Origin of the sequence: Microcoleus sp. Pol14D4 (assembly GCF_036701245.1) — a bacterium.
GTDB lineage: Bacteria > Cyanobacteriota > Cyanobacteriia > Cyanobacteriales > Microcoleaceae > Microcoleus.
Genome location: NZ_JAUBQM010000018.1, coordinates 1 through 17,836, shown reverse-complemented (window position 1 = coordinate 17,836; position 17,836 = coordinate 1). Strand labels below are relative to the sequence as shown.

The 17,836-nt window shown below is 46.5% G+C and carries 16 protein-coding genes; 7 read left to right on the top strand and 9 right to left on the bottom strand.

Going from position 1 to position 17,836, the window contains the following annotated elements:
- Positions 1-169 precede the first annotated feature (169 nt).
- The 4 genes from sat to QUA33_RS09495 form a co-directional block, all read right to left on the bottom strand.
- On the bottom strand, positions 170-1,351 hold the full coding sequence (sat, locus tag QUA33_RS09510; RefSeq protein WP_333148369.1) for a sulfate adenylyltransferase: 1,182 nt from the start codon (positions 1,349-1,351) through the stop codon (positions 170-172).
- 162 nt (positions 1,352-1,513) lie between these two features.
- On the bottom strand, positions 1,514-2,605 hold the full coding sequence (locus QUA33_RS09505; RefSeq protein WP_333148367.1) for a DUF6745 domain-containing protein: 1,092 nt from the start codon (positions 2,603-2,605) through the stop codon (positions 1,514-1,516).
- Positions 2,606-2,730: 125 nt separating this feature from the next.
- Positions 2,731-3,330 (bottom strand): hypothetical protein, encoded by a 600-nt coding sequence (locus QUA33_RS09500; RefSeq protein WP_333148365.1) that lies wholly within the window; start codon positions 3,328-3,330, stop codon positions 2,731-2,733.
- A 194-nt stretch (positions 3,331-3,524) separates the two neighbouring features.
- Positions 3,525-4,997: a site-2 protease family protein gene (locus tag QUA33_RS09495; protein ID WP_333148363.1), complete on the bottom strand. Its 1,473-nt coding sequence runs from the start codon at positions 4,995-4,997 to the stop codon at positions 3,525-3,527.
- Positions 4,998-5,030: 33 nt separating this feature from the next.
- Here QUA33_RS09495 and QUA33_RS09490 point away from each other — a divergent pair, with 33 nt between their 5' ends.
- The 4 genes from QUA33_RS09490 to QUA33_RS09475 all read left to right on the top strand — a co-directional run bounded on the left by QUA33_RS09490 (position 5,031) and on the right by QUA33_RS09475 (position 10,286).
- On the top strand, positions 5,031-5,705 hold the full coding sequence (locus QUA33_RS09490) for an MBL fold metallo-hydrolase (protein ID WP_333148361.1): 675 nt from the start codon (positions 5,031-5,033) through the stop codon (positions 5,703-5,705).
- 139 nt (positions 5,706-5,844) lie between these two features.
- Positions 5,845-6,405 (top strand): sugar O-acetyltransferase, encoded by a 561-nt coding sequence (locus QUA33_RS09485; protein ID WP_333148359.1) that lies wholly within the window; start codon positions 5,845-5,847, stop codon positions 6,403-6,405.
- A 330-nt stretch (positions 6,406-6,735) separates the two neighbouring features.
- Complete coding sequence (locus tag QUA33_RS09480) at positions 6,736-7,200, top strand: hypothetical protein (protein ID WP_333148357.1); 465 nt, start codon at positions 6,736-6,738, stop codon at positions 7,198-7,200.
- A gap of 692 nt (positions 7,201-7,892) precedes the next feature.
- Positions 7,893-10,286 (top strand): cache domain-containing protein, encoded by a 2,394-nt coding sequence (locus tag QUA33_RS09475; protein ID WP_333148355.1) that lies wholly within the window; start codon positions 7,893-7,895, stop codon positions 10,284-10,286.
- Positions 10,287-10,564: 278 nt separating this feature from the next.
- Here QUA33_RS09475 and QUA33_RS09470 read toward each other — a convergent pair whose 3' ends face one another.
- Positions 10,565-11,164, bottom strand: coding sequence for a cytochrome b/b6 domain-containing protein (locus QUA33_RS09470; RefSeq protein WP_333148353.1), 600 nt, complete (start codon positions 11,162-11,164; stop codon positions 10,565-10,567).
- 197 nt (positions 11,165-11,361) lie between these two features.
- Between QUA33_RS09470 and QUA33_RS09465 the strand changes: the two genes are divergently transcribed.
- Both QUA33_RS09465 and QUA33_RS09460 read left to right on the top strand, forming a co-directional pair.
- Positions 11,362-11,943 (top strand): manganese efflux pump MntP family protein, encoded by a 582-nt coding sequence (locus QUA33_RS09465; protein WP_333148351.1) that lies wholly within the window; start codon positions 11,362-11,364, stop codon positions 11,941-11,943.
- A 134-nt stretch (positions 11,944-12,077) separates the two neighbouring features.
- Positions 12,078-12,632 (top strand): glutathione S-transferase family protein, encoded by a 555-nt coding sequence (locus QUA33_RS09460; protein WP_333148349.1) that lies wholly within the window; start codon positions 12,078-12,080, stop codon positions 12,630-12,632.
- A gap of 84 nt (positions 12,633-12,716) precedes the next feature.
- Here the strand turns inward: QUA33_RS09460 and QUA33_RS09455 are convergent, their stop codons facing one another.
- From QUA33_RS09455 to QUA33_RS09445, 3 genes are all read right to left on the bottom strand, one after another.
- Positions 12,717-12,854, bottom strand: a complete 138-nt coding sequence (locus QUA33_RS09455) for a photosystem II reaction center protein K (RefSeq protein ID WP_006634808.1) — start codon at positions 12,852-12,854, stop codon at positions 12,717-12,719.
- A 60-nt stretch (positions 12,855-12,914) separates the two neighbouring features.
- Complete coding sequence (gene tgt / locus QUA33_RS09450) at positions 12,915-14,045, bottom strand: tRNA guanosine(34) transglycosylase Tgt (protein ID WP_333148348.1); 1,131 nt, start codon at positions 14,043-14,045, stop codon at positions 12,915-12,917.
- Positions 14,046-14,256: 211 nt separating this feature from the next.
- Positions 14,257-14,706, bottom strand: coding sequence for a hypothetical protein (locus tag QUA33_RS09445; protein ID WP_190662161.1), 450 nt, complete (start codon positions 14,704-14,706; stop codon positions 14,257-14,259).
- Positions 14,707-14,965: 259 nt separating this feature from the next.
- Between QUA33_RS09445 and cobS the strand changes: the two genes are divergently transcribed.
- Positions 14,966-15,763, top strand: coding sequence for an adenosylcobinamide-GDP ribazoletransferase (gene cobS, locus QUA33_RS09440; RefSeq protein WP_333148346.1), 798 nt, complete (start codon positions 14,966-14,968; stop codon positions 15,761-15,763).
- 284 nt (positions 15,764-16,047) lie between these two features.
- Here cobS and QUA33_RS09435 read toward each other — a convergent pair.
- Positions 16,048-17,836, bottom strand: a 1,789-nt coding sequence (locus QUA33_RS09435) for a thioesterase domain-containing protein (RefSeq protein WP_333148344.1), incomplete at its 5' end; no start/stop codon positions are given.

The following is a 17,836-nucleotide window of genomic DNA, read 5'->3' as shown; positions in this document are numbered from 1 at the left end:
TTACATTCCCCTCAATAATTTTAGGGGAATTAATTAGATTGTGAGTGTTTAGTATTAAGGGAGTTTTTAAGTTTTAACTTTTGAGCTTTAAGTTAAAAATTTCCCATTTAAAACTCAAAACTCAAAATTAAAAACTATGCAGAATGCCGCCCCCACCCAAGTTCAAGATTTAAATCTCGTAATTGAAAATATTCATTGCCTTGGCTAATTCTGCGGCGACTTCCGGCCGGGAAAACTGCGGCGGCGGCAATTTTCCAGCGCGCAGCATTTCCCGAACTTTGGTTCCCGACAAATGCACCCGTTGTTCGGGAGTGCTGGGACTTGTTTTAGTTGTAGCCATTTGTTCCGTCAGTTTGCAATAGAAAGCGTGCTCGAATTTCATCGGCACAATTCCCAATTCTCCCGGCTCAAATTCATCAAAAATATGTTGGGCATCGTAAGTGCCGTAATAATCGCCAACTCCAGCGTGATCGCGCCCCACGATAAAGTGAGTGCAGCCGTAGTTTTTGCGGATTAAAGCATGAAAAATTGCTTCTCGCGGCCCGGCGTAGCGCATCGCCGCCGGATTAATTGCCAAAATTACGCGATCTTTTGGATAGTATTTTTCTAGCAGAATTTCGTAGCAGCGCATCCGCACATCAGCCGGGATGTCGTCTTCTTTTGTCGTCCCGACTAGCGGGTGCAGAAACAAGCCGTCTACTGTTTCTAAGGCACATTTTTGGATGTATTCGTGTGCGCGGTGGATGGGGTTTCGGGTTTGGAAACCGACTATCGTTTTCCATCCTTTTTCTGCGAACAGCATTCTCGATTTCGCAGGGTCAATTTGGTATTGGGGAAAGCGGACATCTAGTTCGCGTTCCAGCAGCCAAATGTCGCCTGCGAGGTTAACGGGCCCGGATTTGTCTACTACTTGGACGCCCGGGTGTTTGAGGTCGTCAGTGCGGTAGACGTTGAGGGCTTCTTCTTCTTTACTGTAGTGATATTTTTCTGCGAGTTCCAAGAGCCCGACAAATTCGCCCGCCGGCGAGTCGAGGCGCACTAAAGTGCCTTCTTTGAGGGAGTCGGCGACTGCTTGGGAGACGGAGAGGGTGATGGGAACCGACCAAGGGAGGCCGTTGGAGAGGCGCATTTGTTTGACGACCGATCGATAATCAGCTTCGTTCATGAACCCTTTGAGGGGACTCAGGGCGCCGATGGCGATCATTTGCAGGTCGGAGATCGATCGATCCGAAAGCTGGACTCGCGGCAATACTTCTGCTTTGTCGAAAAATTCTTGTCTTTGGTCTAGTGTGGCAATGCGGTTGACCAGGATGCCGCCGTGAGGGGCAATGCGGTCTGAATGCTGGCTCATGTCGATTTGAAGTTGTGGGTTTTAGCTGCCAGAGTACATAGTATCAAGCGGTGGCTGCAATTCTACATTTTTTAATTGTTCTGGACTTGTGCAGAATGCTGCTTTTGTGGCGCTGTAATTCTTTAACTGTAAACTCGCGCGCTCAAAACTCTAAACTTTCCCTCAAGTCTGGACTTGAAATTCTTCGGGATCTATTCCCCAATTTACCCAGCTAATCGCTTCTTTAGCCGTTAGCGAAGCCCTCGAAGAGGATCGCACTTTTGGAGGCACTCGCAAGGCATGAAGGTGTCCCGTACTCGGACAAGTCATCTTTAACAAATAAATTGGCTCTATGTCAATATTATTGTCAATTTTCAACAAAGTATATTCTTGCCAAGTATCCAATTCAGTTGCTTGCAATTCTTGACAAATTCTCGGATAGCCGATCGCCTTAATCAAAACTCGCCGCACTTCGGCATTCTGTTCTGTTAACAGCCAGGAAGCTTGCCAAGACTGCGGCGGAACTTGACCAATTATTTCCGGCAGTCGGACGCCGCGATAACAGTATACACTGAACTTGTCAGCAAATTCAACGGCTGGTTGACCTTCTGCGTGGAGCAAATATTCGCTATCAAAATGAAGTTGGATCGGGCGATCGCACACAAAGCACTTTTTCTCAAACGGGTAAATCCAGCCGCAGTTTTCCACTAAAGATTTAAAGGCTGAGTATAAAGGGCGATCGTACTCCAAATTTAACACGCCTATACAAAAATCCACCCAACTTCCGTGACAGGCTGACAGTTCTGAAAATATGCTGTTATTAATATCAGCTTGAGCGCTCGGTAATCTCTGAAATTTCCCGCCCAAATACCTTGCTAATTTGACGTAAACTTCGTCTTTAACATGAACGTGCAGTTGATTCATAAGTTGAGCATACAGCGGATTATAGAGTTTGCTGTAAATTTGATTTTCCAGTTCCCTGTCGAGTTGACTTCTTAATATATCGTACAATTCATTATGAATTTTGTTTCTGATTTCGCTAGCCATTCCCAGACCATAATCGCGTATCCTTAGCGGTTCAACAGCTTGCAAAGCCGTGTAAGGGCTGTCACAGAAAATAATTTCCGGTTCAGGACAGCGGATGATGTGGTAGGCGGTGTTGATGGCCGCTGTCGCTTGCGGGCGATCGACTGGTTTTATCGAAAGTCCAATTTGTCGCCACTTCTCGCGATAAATCGGAATTAGCGCTATTTGTTTTGGAGTAATTGCGACCATTTGTAGAGCTAGATTATTTGATTGGCGGTCAAAAAATTTTGCTTTCGCATCCGGTAAAAATTATCATTCAGTTTGCAAAAATAACGGAATTTTCCCTACAAACCTATTTTATTAGAGTTGTCAAATTATTGGTATAAATTAACGATTGTTTGCAACACACCTAAAATCATAGGAACATTATCCACACAATAAACATCAGCATCAATAATTAAATTATTTCCATCTAATTTAAGAAACCGCCAGACAACGCCAGTAGTTACGCAGCCAAATACGGCAGGTATGGAATTGTGTTCGCGTTCGTTAAATAGCTGAGCCGCTACCATTTGTGCTGCACACTGTGGCAGACAAGATTCTATTTTTGGACCTTTCGTTTCTCTCAATGCAAAAACAGGAACTTTAATTTCAAAATCAAACGGCACGGAAGATAATAGAAAGTCGCATTCCCCAGTCAATCCCTGGTCAACATCTACATCAAACGACCAACCAGAAAAAATAGAAAATTGTCTGTTGTTCCTTTCCCTAAATTCTAACAAAAGAGGAGAAATAATCCGTTCGGAACGTTCTTTTGCAGTTGTAACCGCAGTGTTGGAACTAATTTCGAGGGTTCTCCAAAGCCATTCGGAGGGTTCTACAGGAACAATCTTGGAACTCAAAATAGGACTGAGTGACGGTTCCAATCCAAATCGCTCTTTTAATTGTTGGAAAGTAAAGGATTTGTAAGGCATATTTTTCAGATAAGTCGCTGAAACTCTAGATTACTTGGAGAGACAAAGCGAGTTAATAAATGCTAAACACCCTTGTATAGCAACCCTTGCAAAATTTTGTCAACCTCTCTTGTTTTCCTTCTTCTCTCTTCCCTCAGACTTCAACATCAATCCGTTAGTTAAATCCGTTACATAATCCGTTGCCGATCTTCCTTCTAAACATTTAACCACTCAAGGAGTACCCTGGGCGCCGGCAACAAAATCATTAACAAAAGCGCGATCGCCAACAACCCCAAAAAATCCCGACGATTATCCAATTCGCTAACATCATTCAGCGCTGGTTCGTCGTTTAGTGGCGTCAAAAACAAAATAATCGCCCACAGCAGCAAACCCTGTTCCAAAAAAGAAAGCAGCAACATACAAAGTCTAGCAAATTGCCCGATCGCCATACTCGCTCGCTGGCCGAACATCGCGTGTACGATGTGCCCGCCGTCGAGTTGTCCCACCGGCATCAAATTAAACGCCGTCACGATCAAACCCAAATAGCCCGCCACCGCTACCGGATGCAAATCGATCGCAGTTTCAGCATTCAAAGCGCCGCCCAAGGTTAACTTGCTCAACAAAGTCATCAGCAGCGAAAAACTGGGTTTGAAAGAGTCAAAATTTAACATTCCCGACTTGTCAGACAGCGGTACAATAGTCGAATGATTCAAACCCCAAATTAATAATGGCACTGTCACCACTAAACCCGCAAGGGGGCCGGCAATGCTAACATCAAATAAAGCTCGGCGGTTCGGAATTGGACTCCGTATTTGAATGAAGGCCCCAAAAGTTCCCAAGAAAAAAGGAATCGGGATAAAATAAGGCAAAGTCGTGCGAATTTTGTAGAATCGAGCAGCTAAATAGTGGCCGGATTCGTGAATTGCTAAAATTGTAATTAGAGCCAGTGAGTAAGACAAACCCTGGAGCAACATTGATGAGTTGGACTGCAAAGCTTGTTCAGTAACTCCGGCAATTCGCGCCCCGACAAGCGTAGTCGTAAACACCGTGATCAGCAGCAAAGCTAATGCAAAAAATGGCCGGGTTACAGATTCGGTTTTGACAGGAGTTTCCCCTGATTGGTGGCTGGGATTGGGAACTATAGCAAAAAAAGGTTGACCGCTCAAGCTGTTTTGAAATACTACTAAAAAGCGATCGCCAAAAAGCCTCTCCACATTCTCCCGAATTGTTTGATAAGCCGCCTCCGGGTTCGTCCGCAACTGTCCCCGACAAATTACAGCCTGCGGCCGAAATTCCAAATCTCGCAGAAAGTAAATTGACCAAGGAAAACAATCGCGCAAACTCGCTTCTTCCGCTGCATCTATCGGGCGCACGGGCGGTTTTGGCTTAACAGGTTCAGTCGCAGAGTCTGCTACCTGCTCAGCAGTTTCGGCGGTAATTTTCTTGCGCCCCAACTGTACCAGAAACCAATACAAAAAAGGGCAAACCAGAAAAGGTATAATTACCAACTCCGGCGGTACAGTTTTGCTCGTGCCGTTGACTAAAATCCAACCGCTCCAAATCAGCGCGGGCGCCATCATTACCAGCCACAGCAGCCATACCGGAGTTCTGGTGATGCGACTGGTGCCGTTCTGCAACAAGTAGTACGATATCAGCCCCAATACGAACAACCATAGTAAAAAGAACATAATATTTATCCCATTCCCTTCTGAAATACTTCCTTGAAACAACAGAGTTTAGTCTCCAAACAACCCAGGCCCGTGCTCGACAATATCCTTGCTTTCCCGCCTAACCGGGAAACTCTGGGTGCAACAGCCTATTTCATTGTAGAAAACCAAACTAACATCCTGGTGGATTGTCCCGCATGGGATGAGATTAACCAAACATTTTTGCGGGAACACGGCGGCGTGCGACTGCTGTTTCTCACCCACCGCGGCGCTATCGCCAAGGCGCGGGAGATTCAGGAAGCCACGGGGTGCGAGATCCTGATTCAAGAACAGGAAGCTTATTTACTGCCGGGTTTGAAGGTGACGGTTTTTGAGCGAGAATTTGTTGTGAGCGATCGAATCAAAGCATTTTGGACTCCCGGCCATTCTCCTGGTTCCTCTTGCCTTTATCATAGTGGCAGCGGTGGAGTGCTGTTTTCGGGTAGGCACTTGCTCCCCAACCGAGAAGCCGCCCCAGTACCGCTGTGGACGCCAAAAACTTTTCACTGGCCCCGGCAAATTAACAGCGTGAAGTCAATTATCGAGCGATTTTCACCGGAAACTTTACAGTATATTTGTCCCGGTGCAAATACTGGTTTTTTGCGGGGAAAAGGATCGATCGATCGAGCTTTTGAGCAATTAGCCAATCTGGATTTAGCTGTTTGTTTGCAGTCAAAAGCTGAACCCTAAATGTCTGCTGCAACATCGAAAAATGATCGGACGCGCTAATTATAGCGGTAAGGTGCGCCCTGACGCACCCTACATTATTCTTCCGTCTGTTAAAGAGCGAGGAAAGTTTGTATAGTGGCGGTTACAACCGCCTATTCTTATGGAAAAAACCGAGAAACAAAAAATGCTCGCCGGCGAATTGTATTTAGCTGCTGATGAGCAATTAATTTTAGATCGCCAGCGAGCCCGCCGCCTCGCCAGAACTTACAATTCTACCCGCGAAGACGAACCAGACAAACGGTTAGAAATTCTTGCAGAATTGTTCGGTGCAGTTGGCCCCAAAGTTGAAATCGAGCCACCTTTCTACTGCGACTACGGCAGCAATATTTATGCTGGAAACGGGTTGTATATGAATTTTGGTTGCGTGATTCTCGACTGCAATCGAGTTAACATTGGCGAAAATTTACTGTGCGGGCCCAACGTACAAATTTACACCGCTCTTCACCCCACAGACCCGGAAATAAGGCTTTCTGGCCAAGAACTCGCCGCTGAAATTAATATTGGCAATAATGTTTGGATTGGCGGTGGGAGTATTATTTGTCCAGGAGTCACTATTGGCGACAATAGCACGATCGGCGCAGGCAGTGTTGTGGTCAAAGATATTCCCGCAAACGTCGTGGCGGCGGGGAATCCTTGCCGAATCATCCGGCATCTACCTTGATGTGGTACGATCGACACACTCGTGCGATCGGCTCCTTGGAGCTTAACTCAACAATTTTAGGTATTAGAACGGCCAGTTTGAGATTTTTCACGTAAAATCCCGGAAAAAAACCGTGGAAGAAATCTCAAATTTAAAATCTAAAATCTAAAATCTAAAATCGCTTAATATCAAATCCGTTAGCATCGGAATAGTAAATTCGAGTTGACGGTTGACAGTGAACAGTCAACAGTGAACAGTCAACAGTGAACAGTCAACAGTCAACATCATTCCGGTGTAACCGGAAATGATATAATTTCTCGTTCCCGGTTTCCACACTACCAAGCTTTTCTTATGACGACTGCAACAGTTTATCCCAACGCTCCCGATCTCTGCACCGACGACTACATAGCAGTCGGTGTAGCTACCTGCTTCATCAAAGAAGAAGGCGAAGTTTTTGAAGTGCAAGTAATCGAAGCTATTCCCTCAGCAGCTTTAGAAGCAATTGTGAAGGGAATTCCCACATCTTATTTAATGGTTTGCGGGACGACTTTGGGAGCAGTGCTCGACGGCGAAACACCCAAAATGTTGCCAGAATTCCCGGCCTCAGCTCAGTTTAGCGAAGAATTTGCCTTTCGGGCGATCGCCGCTGCCCGCACTTACAAAATCCGCCCCCAAGCTCAACTTCACATTCCCTTGGGAACAGTTCGCAACGACTTTACTTATTCCTTAGAACGCAAAAGAGTGCTCAACTCCGAGCGCGTCATTCGCACTGAAGACAATGTGAAACAGCACGAACACACTCACAAGGTTCTTTAAACAAATCCCGCAACTGGGGCAATTTAGCAGTGCCTCAGCCAGCGGATGCACCGAAAATAGTTTTGATTGTTGAGATGTAAATTAAAGATTTAACAAGTTTTTCGTTCATTATTAATGAAGGAAAAACTTTTAATATTTCGTTATTAAGCAATACTGCAGACAGTTTTTGATAGAAAACCGTAGAATAAGGGTTTCTAGGCAATTCGGCAATCGAACTATCAACGGAAAATCTAGGGTTTCAGGCTAGGAACTAAAAACAGTCTGGACTATTGATTAAGACAAACACCAAAAATCTCAACCTAAAAAATTTACTGCTCACATTCACCTAAATAACATAAATTATTAACGAATGTAAAAAAAATAAGTAGGTGATGAAATTTTTTAATTTGTCAAAAATATGGTATCATATTATTCCTGTTTAACAAAGTTATATCAAATCGGGTAGCATCGGAATTCATATTACCCACCGCCAGGACACGGCACTGCCGTGTCCCTACAATTAATCTGGGTAGGGAAACGGCACTGCCGTGTCCTTTATATCATTCCGGTGCAGCCGGAAACGATGGAGCTGCTCGGGGGGAACATTAAAAAATCCCCGCAATTATTGAATGCTAGTAGTTTAAGACTACTGGCATACGGGCGAGTAGATCGTAGGTGAGCTAAGGATTTCAATCTCACAAATTGGTCAAACCATGCGAAGCTTTGCGAAAGTAAAGTGGTGGAAATTAACTCGACTATTGCCAGCGGGATTAAAGGGCGAATACCATCTTGGGTACCAAACTGCGCTCTTAATTTTGGGGGGAACAATTCTGGCAGCTAGCATCACTGGTTGTATTAGCTATCAAAGCGTTCACCGCTTGATTCTCACCAAAAGCGAGCGAAATGCTTTGTTAGAAGTTAGGGATCGCGCCAACAAGATCGATCGCTGGCTCGGCACTAGAAAGGCAGAGATCGAAATCCTCGCCCACACTCCTCCCGTTCGTTCGATGAATTGGTCAGTGGCAGAGCCTTACTTAAAATCCGAAGTAATTCGACTGCAAGAATTCCAGCATTTCGCATTAATCAATCCCGACGGTTCTTATTTCACCACAAAAGTCGGCAGAGCGTTGATTACTGTGAGCGATCGCCAACACTTCAAAAAGGCAATGGCTGGGGAAGTCTATGTTTCCGATCCTACCATTTCTCGCACGCTCAAAGGACAAAGTATTGTTCCCATTTCGGCTCCGGTGTGGTCAAATTCGGCAAATTATATTGAGAAAAAAGCACAAAAGCCGATCGGAGTAATGAACGGCGTCATTAGCATTGACCGCATTGCCCAAGTAGTAAGAAAGCTGGAATATGCCCCCGGAACTTACGCTTTTGTTCTCAATTCTCAAGGAGTGCCGATTGTGCACCCCGACGCTGGATTAATCGGAAATATCGACAATTCTGCTCCCAGTCTTTTAGAGTCCGCAGATGCTAATTTGGCAAATGTAGCCAGGGAGATGGTTTATCAAAAAACGGGCATTGTGCTGACTCAAATCAACGGCGCTAGAGTTTATGTTGCCTATCTTCCTTTAGAACAAGCTGAATGGTCGATCGCCCTCGTAATTCCCCGCGACAATCTCGAAAAAGAACTTTTTCCTTTCAAGATACTAGCAGTAGCCGCCGGCGTACTTGCCGTCGCAGCTATTTTCTCCGCAATTGTGGCGCTCAAGCTGTTTGCCCTAAATTGCATTCGCAGATGCACAGAAGCCCTTCTCCACCGCTTGACCGGCCGCATTCGGGCTTGCTTGCACCTCGATCGCATCCTCCAAACTACAGTAGACGAACTCGGTACTTTACTGAAGCTCGATCGAGCAATTTTCGCATGGTACGATCCCCGACAAGATACTTTAGAATTTGGCTGGGAATATTGCCGGGAAGGTTTGCCGGGGCGCTTGGGAATCTTTGGTGTTCCAGGAGGCCCCTCTGGAGATTTAGCTGCACGGCTTCACCGCTGCGAAACGATTCTGCTACATAAAACCGCCGCCGCTGATGCCACAGCCTCTGAGGAACACGCCTATATCGAACTCACAAATAGTCACTACGCAGCAGTACCCGTATTAACTCAGACTAATCGGCTCGGATATCTGTTCGCCTGTGCAAATCGGCGGTTTGCGACTCCCGACGAGGTGGAAGTTTTGGAAGCAATTGCAGACTTACTGGGAGTCGCTATTTCCCAATCCCAAGTCCACGGGCAAATTCAAGAAAACTTCAAACTTTTAGAAGAAGTATTAGTCAAACTCAGAAGAACCGAAGAGCATTTAGTACAACGCGAAAGAATGACCAGTGTCGGTCAACTAGCCGCCGAAGTTGCCCAGGAAATTAATAACCCGATTAACTTTATTTACGGCCGCCTGATTCACCTCAACGATTATATCAAATACTTGCTCCATATTATTCGCCTCTATCGCGAACAATATCCCGAACCAGGGCGGCGAATTGCCAAAAAAATAGAGACAGGCGACCTAGATTTTATCAGCCAAGAGTTGCCAAATATTCTCAATTTTTTGAAAATAGGAGCCGATGGCATTCGCCAGATAGTCCTGGCTTTGCGAAAATTTTCACTTCCTGACGAAGCCAACAAAGAACACGCCAACGTTAATGAGAGAATCGACAATATTTTGCTGTTGCTCGCTCACAGACTGGAGCAAAAAATATTAGTAGTCAAGGAGTACCACAACCTGCCGCCAATTTTGTGTTATCCCGGTCAACTGAGCCAGGTATTCGCAAGTCTCACGATCAATGCTATAGATGCAGTTAAAACGATTGAAAACTCGGCTCAAATTATTACAATCAAAACCGATATTGTCGAGGAATATACAGGCAGATTTATTGTTGTATCGATCGCCCACAACGGCTCCACAATTCCACGGGAAATTCAACACAGAATATTTGACCAGTTTGGCCCTACTAAATCATTTAAAAATTTTACAGGATTGGAGTTGTCGGTTTGCTATAAAATTATTGTAGAATTGCACGGCGGCAAGCTGACAGTTGAATCTCCAGTGCAATCTCAAACTGGGGGCGGTGCTGAGTTTATGGTAAAATTGCCGCTCTTTTGATCTCGCATTTGACCTCCAGGGAAAACCGTCGCAAATCTTGCCAGCAAGCTCCGCGAAAAGCTTAATTTGGGTTGGCAGTGAAGACTTTAGTCCTCATAAAACGGAGGGCGGAATTCCTCACTAAAAACCTAACGATCTTTTGTTAACCTAAATTGCTATCCTAGGATTAGGGAAATAATAAAGGTGCAACCACAGCAAACAACCAGCCTCCCATGACCAAGACTTCCGCAACAATTAATAAAATATTTCTGTTCATTTTCAAATTAAGCATTTTCAGATTAAGAGCGATCGACCAAAGAGCGAATTTTCTTCCACCAAGTCGCCGGCGAATCTTCCGGGCGATATGCGGCATCAAACATCGACAAAATTAGCGGCAAACCCCCCACCTTCGCACTCATCAACAAGTGCATTGCCAGACAAAATACCAATACCACCCAACCCGAAGCGTGTAAATAATACCAAACCTGCGTCAATTCCCCAGCCGGCAGCCATTCTTCCTTAACCATACTGCCAGAAGTAAGCGAAAAAGTCAGTGCCAGCAACATCAACGTATTAACAATCCGGTGCAAACTGTACCACCAAATCTGTTTTCCCAACTGCGTTAGTTTCCCAAAAGAATCCGGCTGCACCAAGCGTTTTTGACCTAGGTGAAAACTGTACAATGCAAAAGCAGGCATTATTCCTAACAGCAACATCTTGCCAAAAGTGCCGTGAATCCCGATAATATCTGCAATCAGAGGCAGGGGGACTTTGCCAAACCGCCCATCGTAGGTGTTGTAAACCAGAAATGCGCTCAAAATTGCTAAAAGGGCGATCGCAGCGTTAACCCCATGCAGTAATCTGAGCAGCAATGGCTGGTAGGGTCTAGATGGCGCCATAGTCGATTCTGCTACTTCATAAATGATCTTTTACACAATACAGCTAAGCTCTGATTTTTTCAACCCTCGCCAATTGTGAAATAAATGTGAGTAAAAAATGAATAGATTATGATAATAACGCACTTATATCAAAATTTAGTGTAAACTAAAACGGTCAAGATGAACACTTTATTTATAGCACATAACACCTTACAAAAATGGATGCAGCCACTACCATATTACTTTCCTTGGGACTAGCAGCAGATGCTTTTGCGGTTGCTGTTTCTAGCGGCTTAGCAATCAAACACATGAAGGTCAATAAAGCTTTAAAAATTGCTTTATTTTTCGGAGGCTTTCAAGCTTTAATGCCCGTAATAGGATGGTTAATTGGTCTTAGTTTTAGTTTTTTGATAACACCGATCGACCATTGGATAGCTTTTGGGCTTTTGAGTTTCATTGGCGGGAGAATGATTTATGAATCGCTGCAAAGCGAAGAATGCGAGAAAAAGTTCAATCCCTTAGATACAGGGACTTTGATAACGCTGTCGGTGGCGACGAGTATCGATGCTCTCGCAGTTGGCCTCGGATTTGCTGTCCTGAAAGATTCTATTGCTCCTGCGGTGACTGCGATCGGATTTATTACTTTCTTTTTAGCCTTTGCAGGCGTGTTTATCGGTCACAAATGCGGCAACTTGTTTGCAAATAAAATTGAGATATTGGGCGGAGCAATTTTGATTTTTATTGGCAGCAGAATCTTGTTTATGCACTTGACGGAAGTGCCATTAGCGATCGGCAATTAGTCAGTAGTCAGTAGTCATTAATCAGTAGTTATTAGTGGAACAGTGACATCAAAGTCTCTGCTGGCTGCAATTACCAATTACCAATTCCCAAAAAATGCTATAACAGCAATATTGCGTTAAAGGATAAAAATTTTGTGCTGAAACTTTACGGCGGAGCCCGCAGCAGGGCCTCAATTGTCAAGTGGTATCTAGAAGAAATAGGAGTTCCTTACGAATTCGTCATGCTGGATATGCAAGCAGGGGCACACTTGCAGCCAGAGTATCTCGAAATTAACCCGATCGGCAAAGTACCGGCAATTGTTGACGGAGATTTTAAACTTTGGGAATCCGGCGCAATTCTGCTGTATTTAGCTCAAAAATATGGTAAGATGCCCGACACTTTGGAGCAGCAAGCTCAAATCGTGCAGTGGGTCACGTTTGCTAACGCCACCCTGGGGCCGGGAATATTTACAGAAGCAACTCGCGATCGCGAAACTCCCAAGTTGTTAAAACCGTTAAATGAAATCTTCGAGAAACAGGCGTTTGTAATGGGTGATGAATTTGGCGTAGCCGACGCAGCAGTCGGGTCAATGTTGGCCTACATTCCGATGATGCTAAAACTCGACCTCAGTGCTTATCCGGCCGTTGTAGATTACATCAAGCGGATCACAGAAAGACCGGCTTTCAAAAGTGCGATCGGCGGTAGCTGAACGCAGAAAGAACAACGAGACAAAACTTAATACCTAAAAGCAGGGGCAATTCAAAAATTGCCCCTGCTTTTAGTGAAATCAAACTTATCTAAATCCGACAGCCGCCTGCCAAACAAAAGCCAGCAGCAAGAAAAATACGGGAATGACCGGCAAAACATTAACCAAAGGCTCAAAAATCGAATAAGCTTCGGGCAGTTTTGCTAAGAGTAATGCAGCTTCCATGAATCAACCTACCTATCCAACAGAATTTTCATAATTGTCGCATATCTTTACCCAAGGGAATCACGATCGATCGACTCTCGGTGCGAGCCAGCAGGCAAACTCTTCAGTAAATCGATCGGCCAAAATCGCCTCCCGCATCCTCCCCGTAAAGCGAATCAACTCCGTCACATTGTGAAGCGCCAGCAAAGTATACCCCAGCACTTCGTTAGCCCGCGCCAAATGCGCCAAATAAGCCCGACTGAATTTTTCGCAGGTATAACAAGGACAAGACTCATCCAGCGGAGCAAAATCCTCCCGGAATCGAGCATTTTTCAAATTCCAGCGTTCCCCACCCACAAAAGCCGTCCCGTGGCGGGCCAGCCGAGTCGGAATCACGCAGTCAAACATATCTACGCCACTCGCCACCGCCAACGCCATTTCCCGATAAGTCCCAATCCCCATCAAATAACGCGGTTTATTTGCCGGCAACAGAGGCGCAGTCACCTTCACAATCTCTGCGATCAAATCCCCCGATTCCCCGACACTAACCCCGCCGATGGCGTAGCCTGGTAAATCCAAATCTACCAACTGGTTCGCCGCGCGCGATCGCAAATCGGGGAAAACGCCCCCCTGGACGATTCCGAACAAAGCTTGATCCGGGCGCGAGTGAGCTTGAATGCAGCGTTGCAGCCAGCGGTAAGTGCGATTTGTGGCAGCCTCCACCTCCTCCCGCGTAGCGGGGTAAGGGGGACACTCGTCAAAGGCCATAATCACATCAGCGCCCAACTCATTCTGAATTTCGATCGATCTTTCCGGCGTCAAATTAATCATGCGGCCGTCGCGGGGAGAGCGAAAAGTCACCCCATTCTCAGAAATAGTCCGCATTTGGCTCAAGCTAAACACCTGAAAGCCTCCCGAATCCGTCAGCATCGGGCCCGGCCAAGCCATAAATTTGTGCAATCCGCCGGCGCCTGCGACAATCGCTTCCCCCGGCTGCAAGTGCAAGTGATAAGTATTTGCCAAAACCATTTGAGAACCCGCCGCCTCAAGATGTGCCGGGGTCAAAGTTTTGACATTAGCTAGCGTCCCCACTGGCATAAATTTAGGCGTTTCCACCACACCGTGGGGAGTGGCAAAAACCCCTGCACGGGCTTGGGTATGGCTGCAATTAGCCTGACATTTAAAAGAAAATTTCGCCCTGTCCTCAGTCATTAGTCCCCGATGCTCGTTAACCGCTACTCGGCCGTCCGTGTTATCTAATCTATTGTTGTTGACATCGCGACAAAAAACTCATGACCCCGCACAAAAACGGATACAAGTTTCCGACCATCGTCGTGGAGGGCAAAAAATTTTAGACCTTAGTTCTAACTCCCAGATTCAATGCTGCAAGTAAATCTAAAATCTAAAATCGACTGACTGACGATTAAAACGGGGAATCATCGTCGTCCAATTGCAGATCCCAGTTGCCTGAAAGTACCTGATCGACAACCGCATCCAAAGCCGCAGCATTTAAATTCCGGGCGAATTGCTCTTGCAAAGGATTGGAGAGGGGAATTAACCGCAACTGCCGTCCATCTTGAATCAGGTCAAAATAAGCACCATCTTCAGGGGACTGTTTAAGTTCCAGGTAATCAAAACTATAGACGTTCAAATAAAGCGCATGATTGGCAATCAGGGTAGAACGGTGGGGGTTGGCGAAGACTTCGAGCACATAACCTTCTCCTTCGCTATAAATCTCGCCATCTTGTATGTGAAGGTAGCGGACACGTCCTAAATCAAACAGCAATCTTTTGATATCGCGTTTGTTGACGACAATCCCTGTATCGATGATGCAAGGAGCAACTACCCTGTTATTCAATTGATCGTGACTCATGGAGTAAAAGCCTCTGTTGTAGTATTTTCCCGTCTTGAACATCAGGGAGTTAGCTAGAATTCTTGGGAAGGGAAACGCGGATCTGGAGTTTAGTCATTTTAGATAGGGAGCTTTGGGATCGCTGCCGACAGAGGTTTTCCGGGGAAAAGAGCGGGCGACAGGAGGAATGCTCGATCCAAAAAACTAGGGTGTTACAGTCCAATTCTGGCACACGCTAATCGATTGACAACTGCATACCAGATGAAAAATTTTCTATCTTATGGTGCATGATAAATGGGTTCGCTCTACGATCGACTTTTTCCGGAATCAAGGCGCTGCCATCGCAGCCGCAGTCGCTTTTTATACTTGTTTGCCGGTACCGGTGTCTTGGACTTTGGAGTTTCGGGGCATTGCCCGCTTGGCACCGGCGATCGGGCTTTTGATTGGGGGGATGCTGGGACTGGGGGATGTTGGGTTGCAGTTGTTGGGAATGCCTGCTCTGACTCGATCGGCCTTGGTGGTAGTTTTGGGCATCGCGGTGACTGGGGGGCTGCACCTAGACGGGGCAATGGACGCGGCGGACGGGCTGGCTGTACCCGACCCGGTACGCAGGCTGGAAGTCATGCGGGACAGCGTTACAGGAGCCTTTGGGGCGATGGCTGCGATCGCGATCGTGCTGCTGAAAACTGCCGCTCTCTCCGACTTGAATAACTATCGGTGGCTGGCTTTGATGGGTGTGGCGGGTTGGGGAAGGTGGGCCCAACTGGTGGCGATCGCCCGCTATCCCTATCTCCGGGCCGAGGGTAAGGGAGCTTTTCACAAGGAATCTATTTATTCTCCTTTTGATTTTATACCGGGAGTGCTGTTGCTGCTGAGTTTGAGCGTGGTGCAAGTTATCTTGGAGGGCGATCGGTGGCTGTTGGCGGCGGGGATGGCTTTGGGGGGAAGTGCGATCGGAATTTTTGCCGGAGCCTGGTTTAACCACCGTTTGGGCGGCCACACGGGCGATACTTACGGTGCTGTAGTCGAGTGGACGGAGGCTTTGTTGCTGTGTCTTTTGGCGGCGTTGGAAGGTTAAACAGTTGACAGTTGACAGCGAGTTTTTAGCATGGGGATTTAAACAATTGATATCAAATCCCATAGCATCGGAATTGTAAAATCGAGTCATATCAAATCCGCGCTTCATAGTCCTGTATTCATCTCTCTGCGATCTTCCTCTGTGTTCTCTGCGCCCTCTGTGGTTAAATCATTCCGATGCAACCAGAAACGATTTGATAGTTGATAGTTGATAGTTCACAGCGAAAATTATCTCGGAGTTTTTGCTGTCCATTGTCCACTGTCAATTGTCCTAGTTGTCCTATGTTAACCTTGAGCCCGATCGACCGCAGCCTGCAATTTTTCCCCCAGTATCCGAACGTGAGGTTCTTTTAACATCCCAAGGTGGTCGCTAGGAATCTCCTGAACCTCTATTCCTCCCGTAATTACCCTACCCCAACCTAATTCGAGGTCAACCCCAAACGCCTCCGCACTCTCAATTGCCTTGAAAATAGAGGCTCGACCCGGATAAACTCCCGCTACATAATGTCTTAATGCCTCTTCATTGAGTTCTCGATGAGTGAAGTTTTCCAGATAAATTGGCAGGGGACGCCCCACCGCCCGGTACCACTTGCACAAAATTCTCCACTGAATATGAGTGAGGACCTCGATTTTTCCCATCAGATTGCTCTTCGCTTTTTTCATAAATACAGCAGACGTGAGCCGTAAAACTTTCATCGCCCGTTGACTCTTCTTCATCTCAGACGAATTTTTGAAAGCATCCGGCCCGTAAGTGTCCAACAATCCCAGCAAAGCTACCTTCTCACCTAGATCGTGAAGTTGCCGAGCCATCTCAAAAGCTACCGTCCCCCCAAAAGATACTCCTAACAGAAAATAAGGGCCGTGTGGCTGAAAAGTTTGCATTTCTTTGATGTAATAAGCTGCCAATTCCTCAACTCGATTGGGGGGAGCCAATTTTTCATCCATAATCTGGGTTGACAGTCCCAAAACAGGCTGCGATGGCTCCAAATAATTCATTAAAGGACGGTAAAATTCCAATCCTCGGCCGAGCACGTGGATGCAGAACAGAGGAGGTTTGTAACTCCCTGTCCCCGGTTGAATAACCACCATCGACGGAGAAGGTGACGACCATTCCGGTTCGCGGAGAATGTCAGCCAATTGCTCAACAGTTGGCGATTGGAAAATAGCAGACAGCGGCAGCTTTTTGTCGAAGACTTTTTCAATTTCAGCTAACAAGCGCGCCCCTAGCAGGGAATGTCCTCCCACCTCGAAGAAATTGTCCCTGATGCCAATTGAATTGATGCCTAAAACTTTTTCCCAAATTTTTGTCACCTGGAATTCCAACTTGTCGCGGGGAGCAACAGCAATTATTTCATTGGGCGCAGCGCCGCTAGATTGCCACTTTTGAGTTGCCAAAGCGCGGCGGTCAACTTTGCCGTTCGGGTTTAAGGGCAAAGCGTCGAGGAACACAAACCCAGCGGGTATCATGTAGTCTGGCAGTCTCTCTTGCAGGAAGGAGCGCAGGGTACCGGCTGCGAGAATTTGACCTGGGCGGGAAACTGCATAAGCTGCGAGACATTTGTTGCCCGAAGCATCTAACTGAACTGCGATCGCCGCTTGGGTGACATCTGGATGTCCGGCTAATACTGCTTCAATTTCTCCTATTTCTATGCGGAAGCCGCGAATCTTTACCTGATTGTCGGTGCGTCCGAGGTACTCGATGTTACCGTCACTCAGGTAGCGGGCTAAATCCCCTGTTTTGTAAAGGCGATTTGAGGAAGGAAGAAGGCTTGAAACCGATCGCTCTGGTGCATTTTCCAATCCATCTTCTTCGTTGTCGATCAAAGGATTGGGAATGAACCTTTCGGCTGTCAGATCGGGACGGTTGAGATAGCCTCTGGCCAAGCCGGCGCCGCCTGCATACAATTCCCCCGGAACGCCGATCGGCACTGGCTGCAAATACCGATCGAGTATGTAAACTTGAGTATTGGCGATCGCCCGCCCGATGGGAACGGAATTGCTAATTTCACTGGCCGAGTCGAGCGGCGCGCAGCAAGTAAAAGTCGTATTTTCGGTCGGCCCGTAACCGTTAATT

Bases quoted from the DNA above. Each gene is read 5' to 3' on its own strand.
- sat (WP_333148369.1), bottom strand. From the start codon at position 1,351: ATGAGCCAGCATTCAGACCGCATTGCCCCTCACGGCGGCATCCTGGTC.
- QUA33_RS09505 (WP_333148367.1), bottom strand. From the start codon at position 2,605: ATGGTCGCAATTACTCCAAAACAAATAGCGCTAATTCCGATTTATCGC.
- QUA33_RS09500 (WP_333148365.1), bottom strand. From the start codon at position 3,330: ATGCCTTACAAATCCTTTACTTTCCAACAATTAAAAGAGCGATTTGGA.
- QUA33_RS09495 (WP_333148363.1), bottom strand. From the start codon at position 4,997: ATGTTCTTTTTACTATGGTTGTTCGTATTGGGGCTGATATCGTACTAC.
- QUA33_RS09485 (WP_333148359.1), top strand. From the start codon at position 5,845: ATGGAAAAAACCGAGAAACAAAAAATGCTCGCCGGCGAATTGTATTTA.
- QUA33_RS09480 (WP_333148357.1), top strand. From the start codon at position 6,736: ATGACGACTGCAACAGTTTATCCCAACGCTCCCGATCTCTGCACCGAC.
- QUA33_RS09475 (WP_333148355.1), top strand. From the start codon at position 7,893: ATGCGAAGCTTTGCGAAAGTAAAGTGGTGGAAATTAACTCGACTATTG.
- QUA33_RS09470 (WP_333148353.1), bottom strand. From the start codon at position 11,164: ATGGCGCCATCTAGACCCTACCAGCCATTGCTGCTCAGATTACTGCAT.
- QUA33_RS09465 (WP_333148351.1), top strand. From the start codon at position 11,362: ATGGATGCAGCCACTACCATATTACTTTCCTTGGGACTAGCAGCAGAT.
- QUA33_RS09455 (WP_006634808.1), bottom strand. From the start codon at position 12,854: ATGGAAGCTGCATTACTCTTAGCAAAACTGCCCGAAGCTTATTCGATT.
- tgt (WP_333148348.1), bottom strand. From the start codon at position 14,045: ATGACTGAGGACAGGGCGAAATTTTCTTTTAAATGTCAGGCTAATTGC.
- QUA33_RS09445 (WP_190662161.1), bottom strand. From the start codon at position 14,706: ATGAGTCACGATCAATTGAATAACAGGGTAGTTGCTCCTTGCATCATC.
- cobS (WP_333148346.1), top strand. From the start codon at position 14,966: ATGGTGCATGATAAATGGGTTCGCTCTACGATCGACTTTTTCCGGAAT.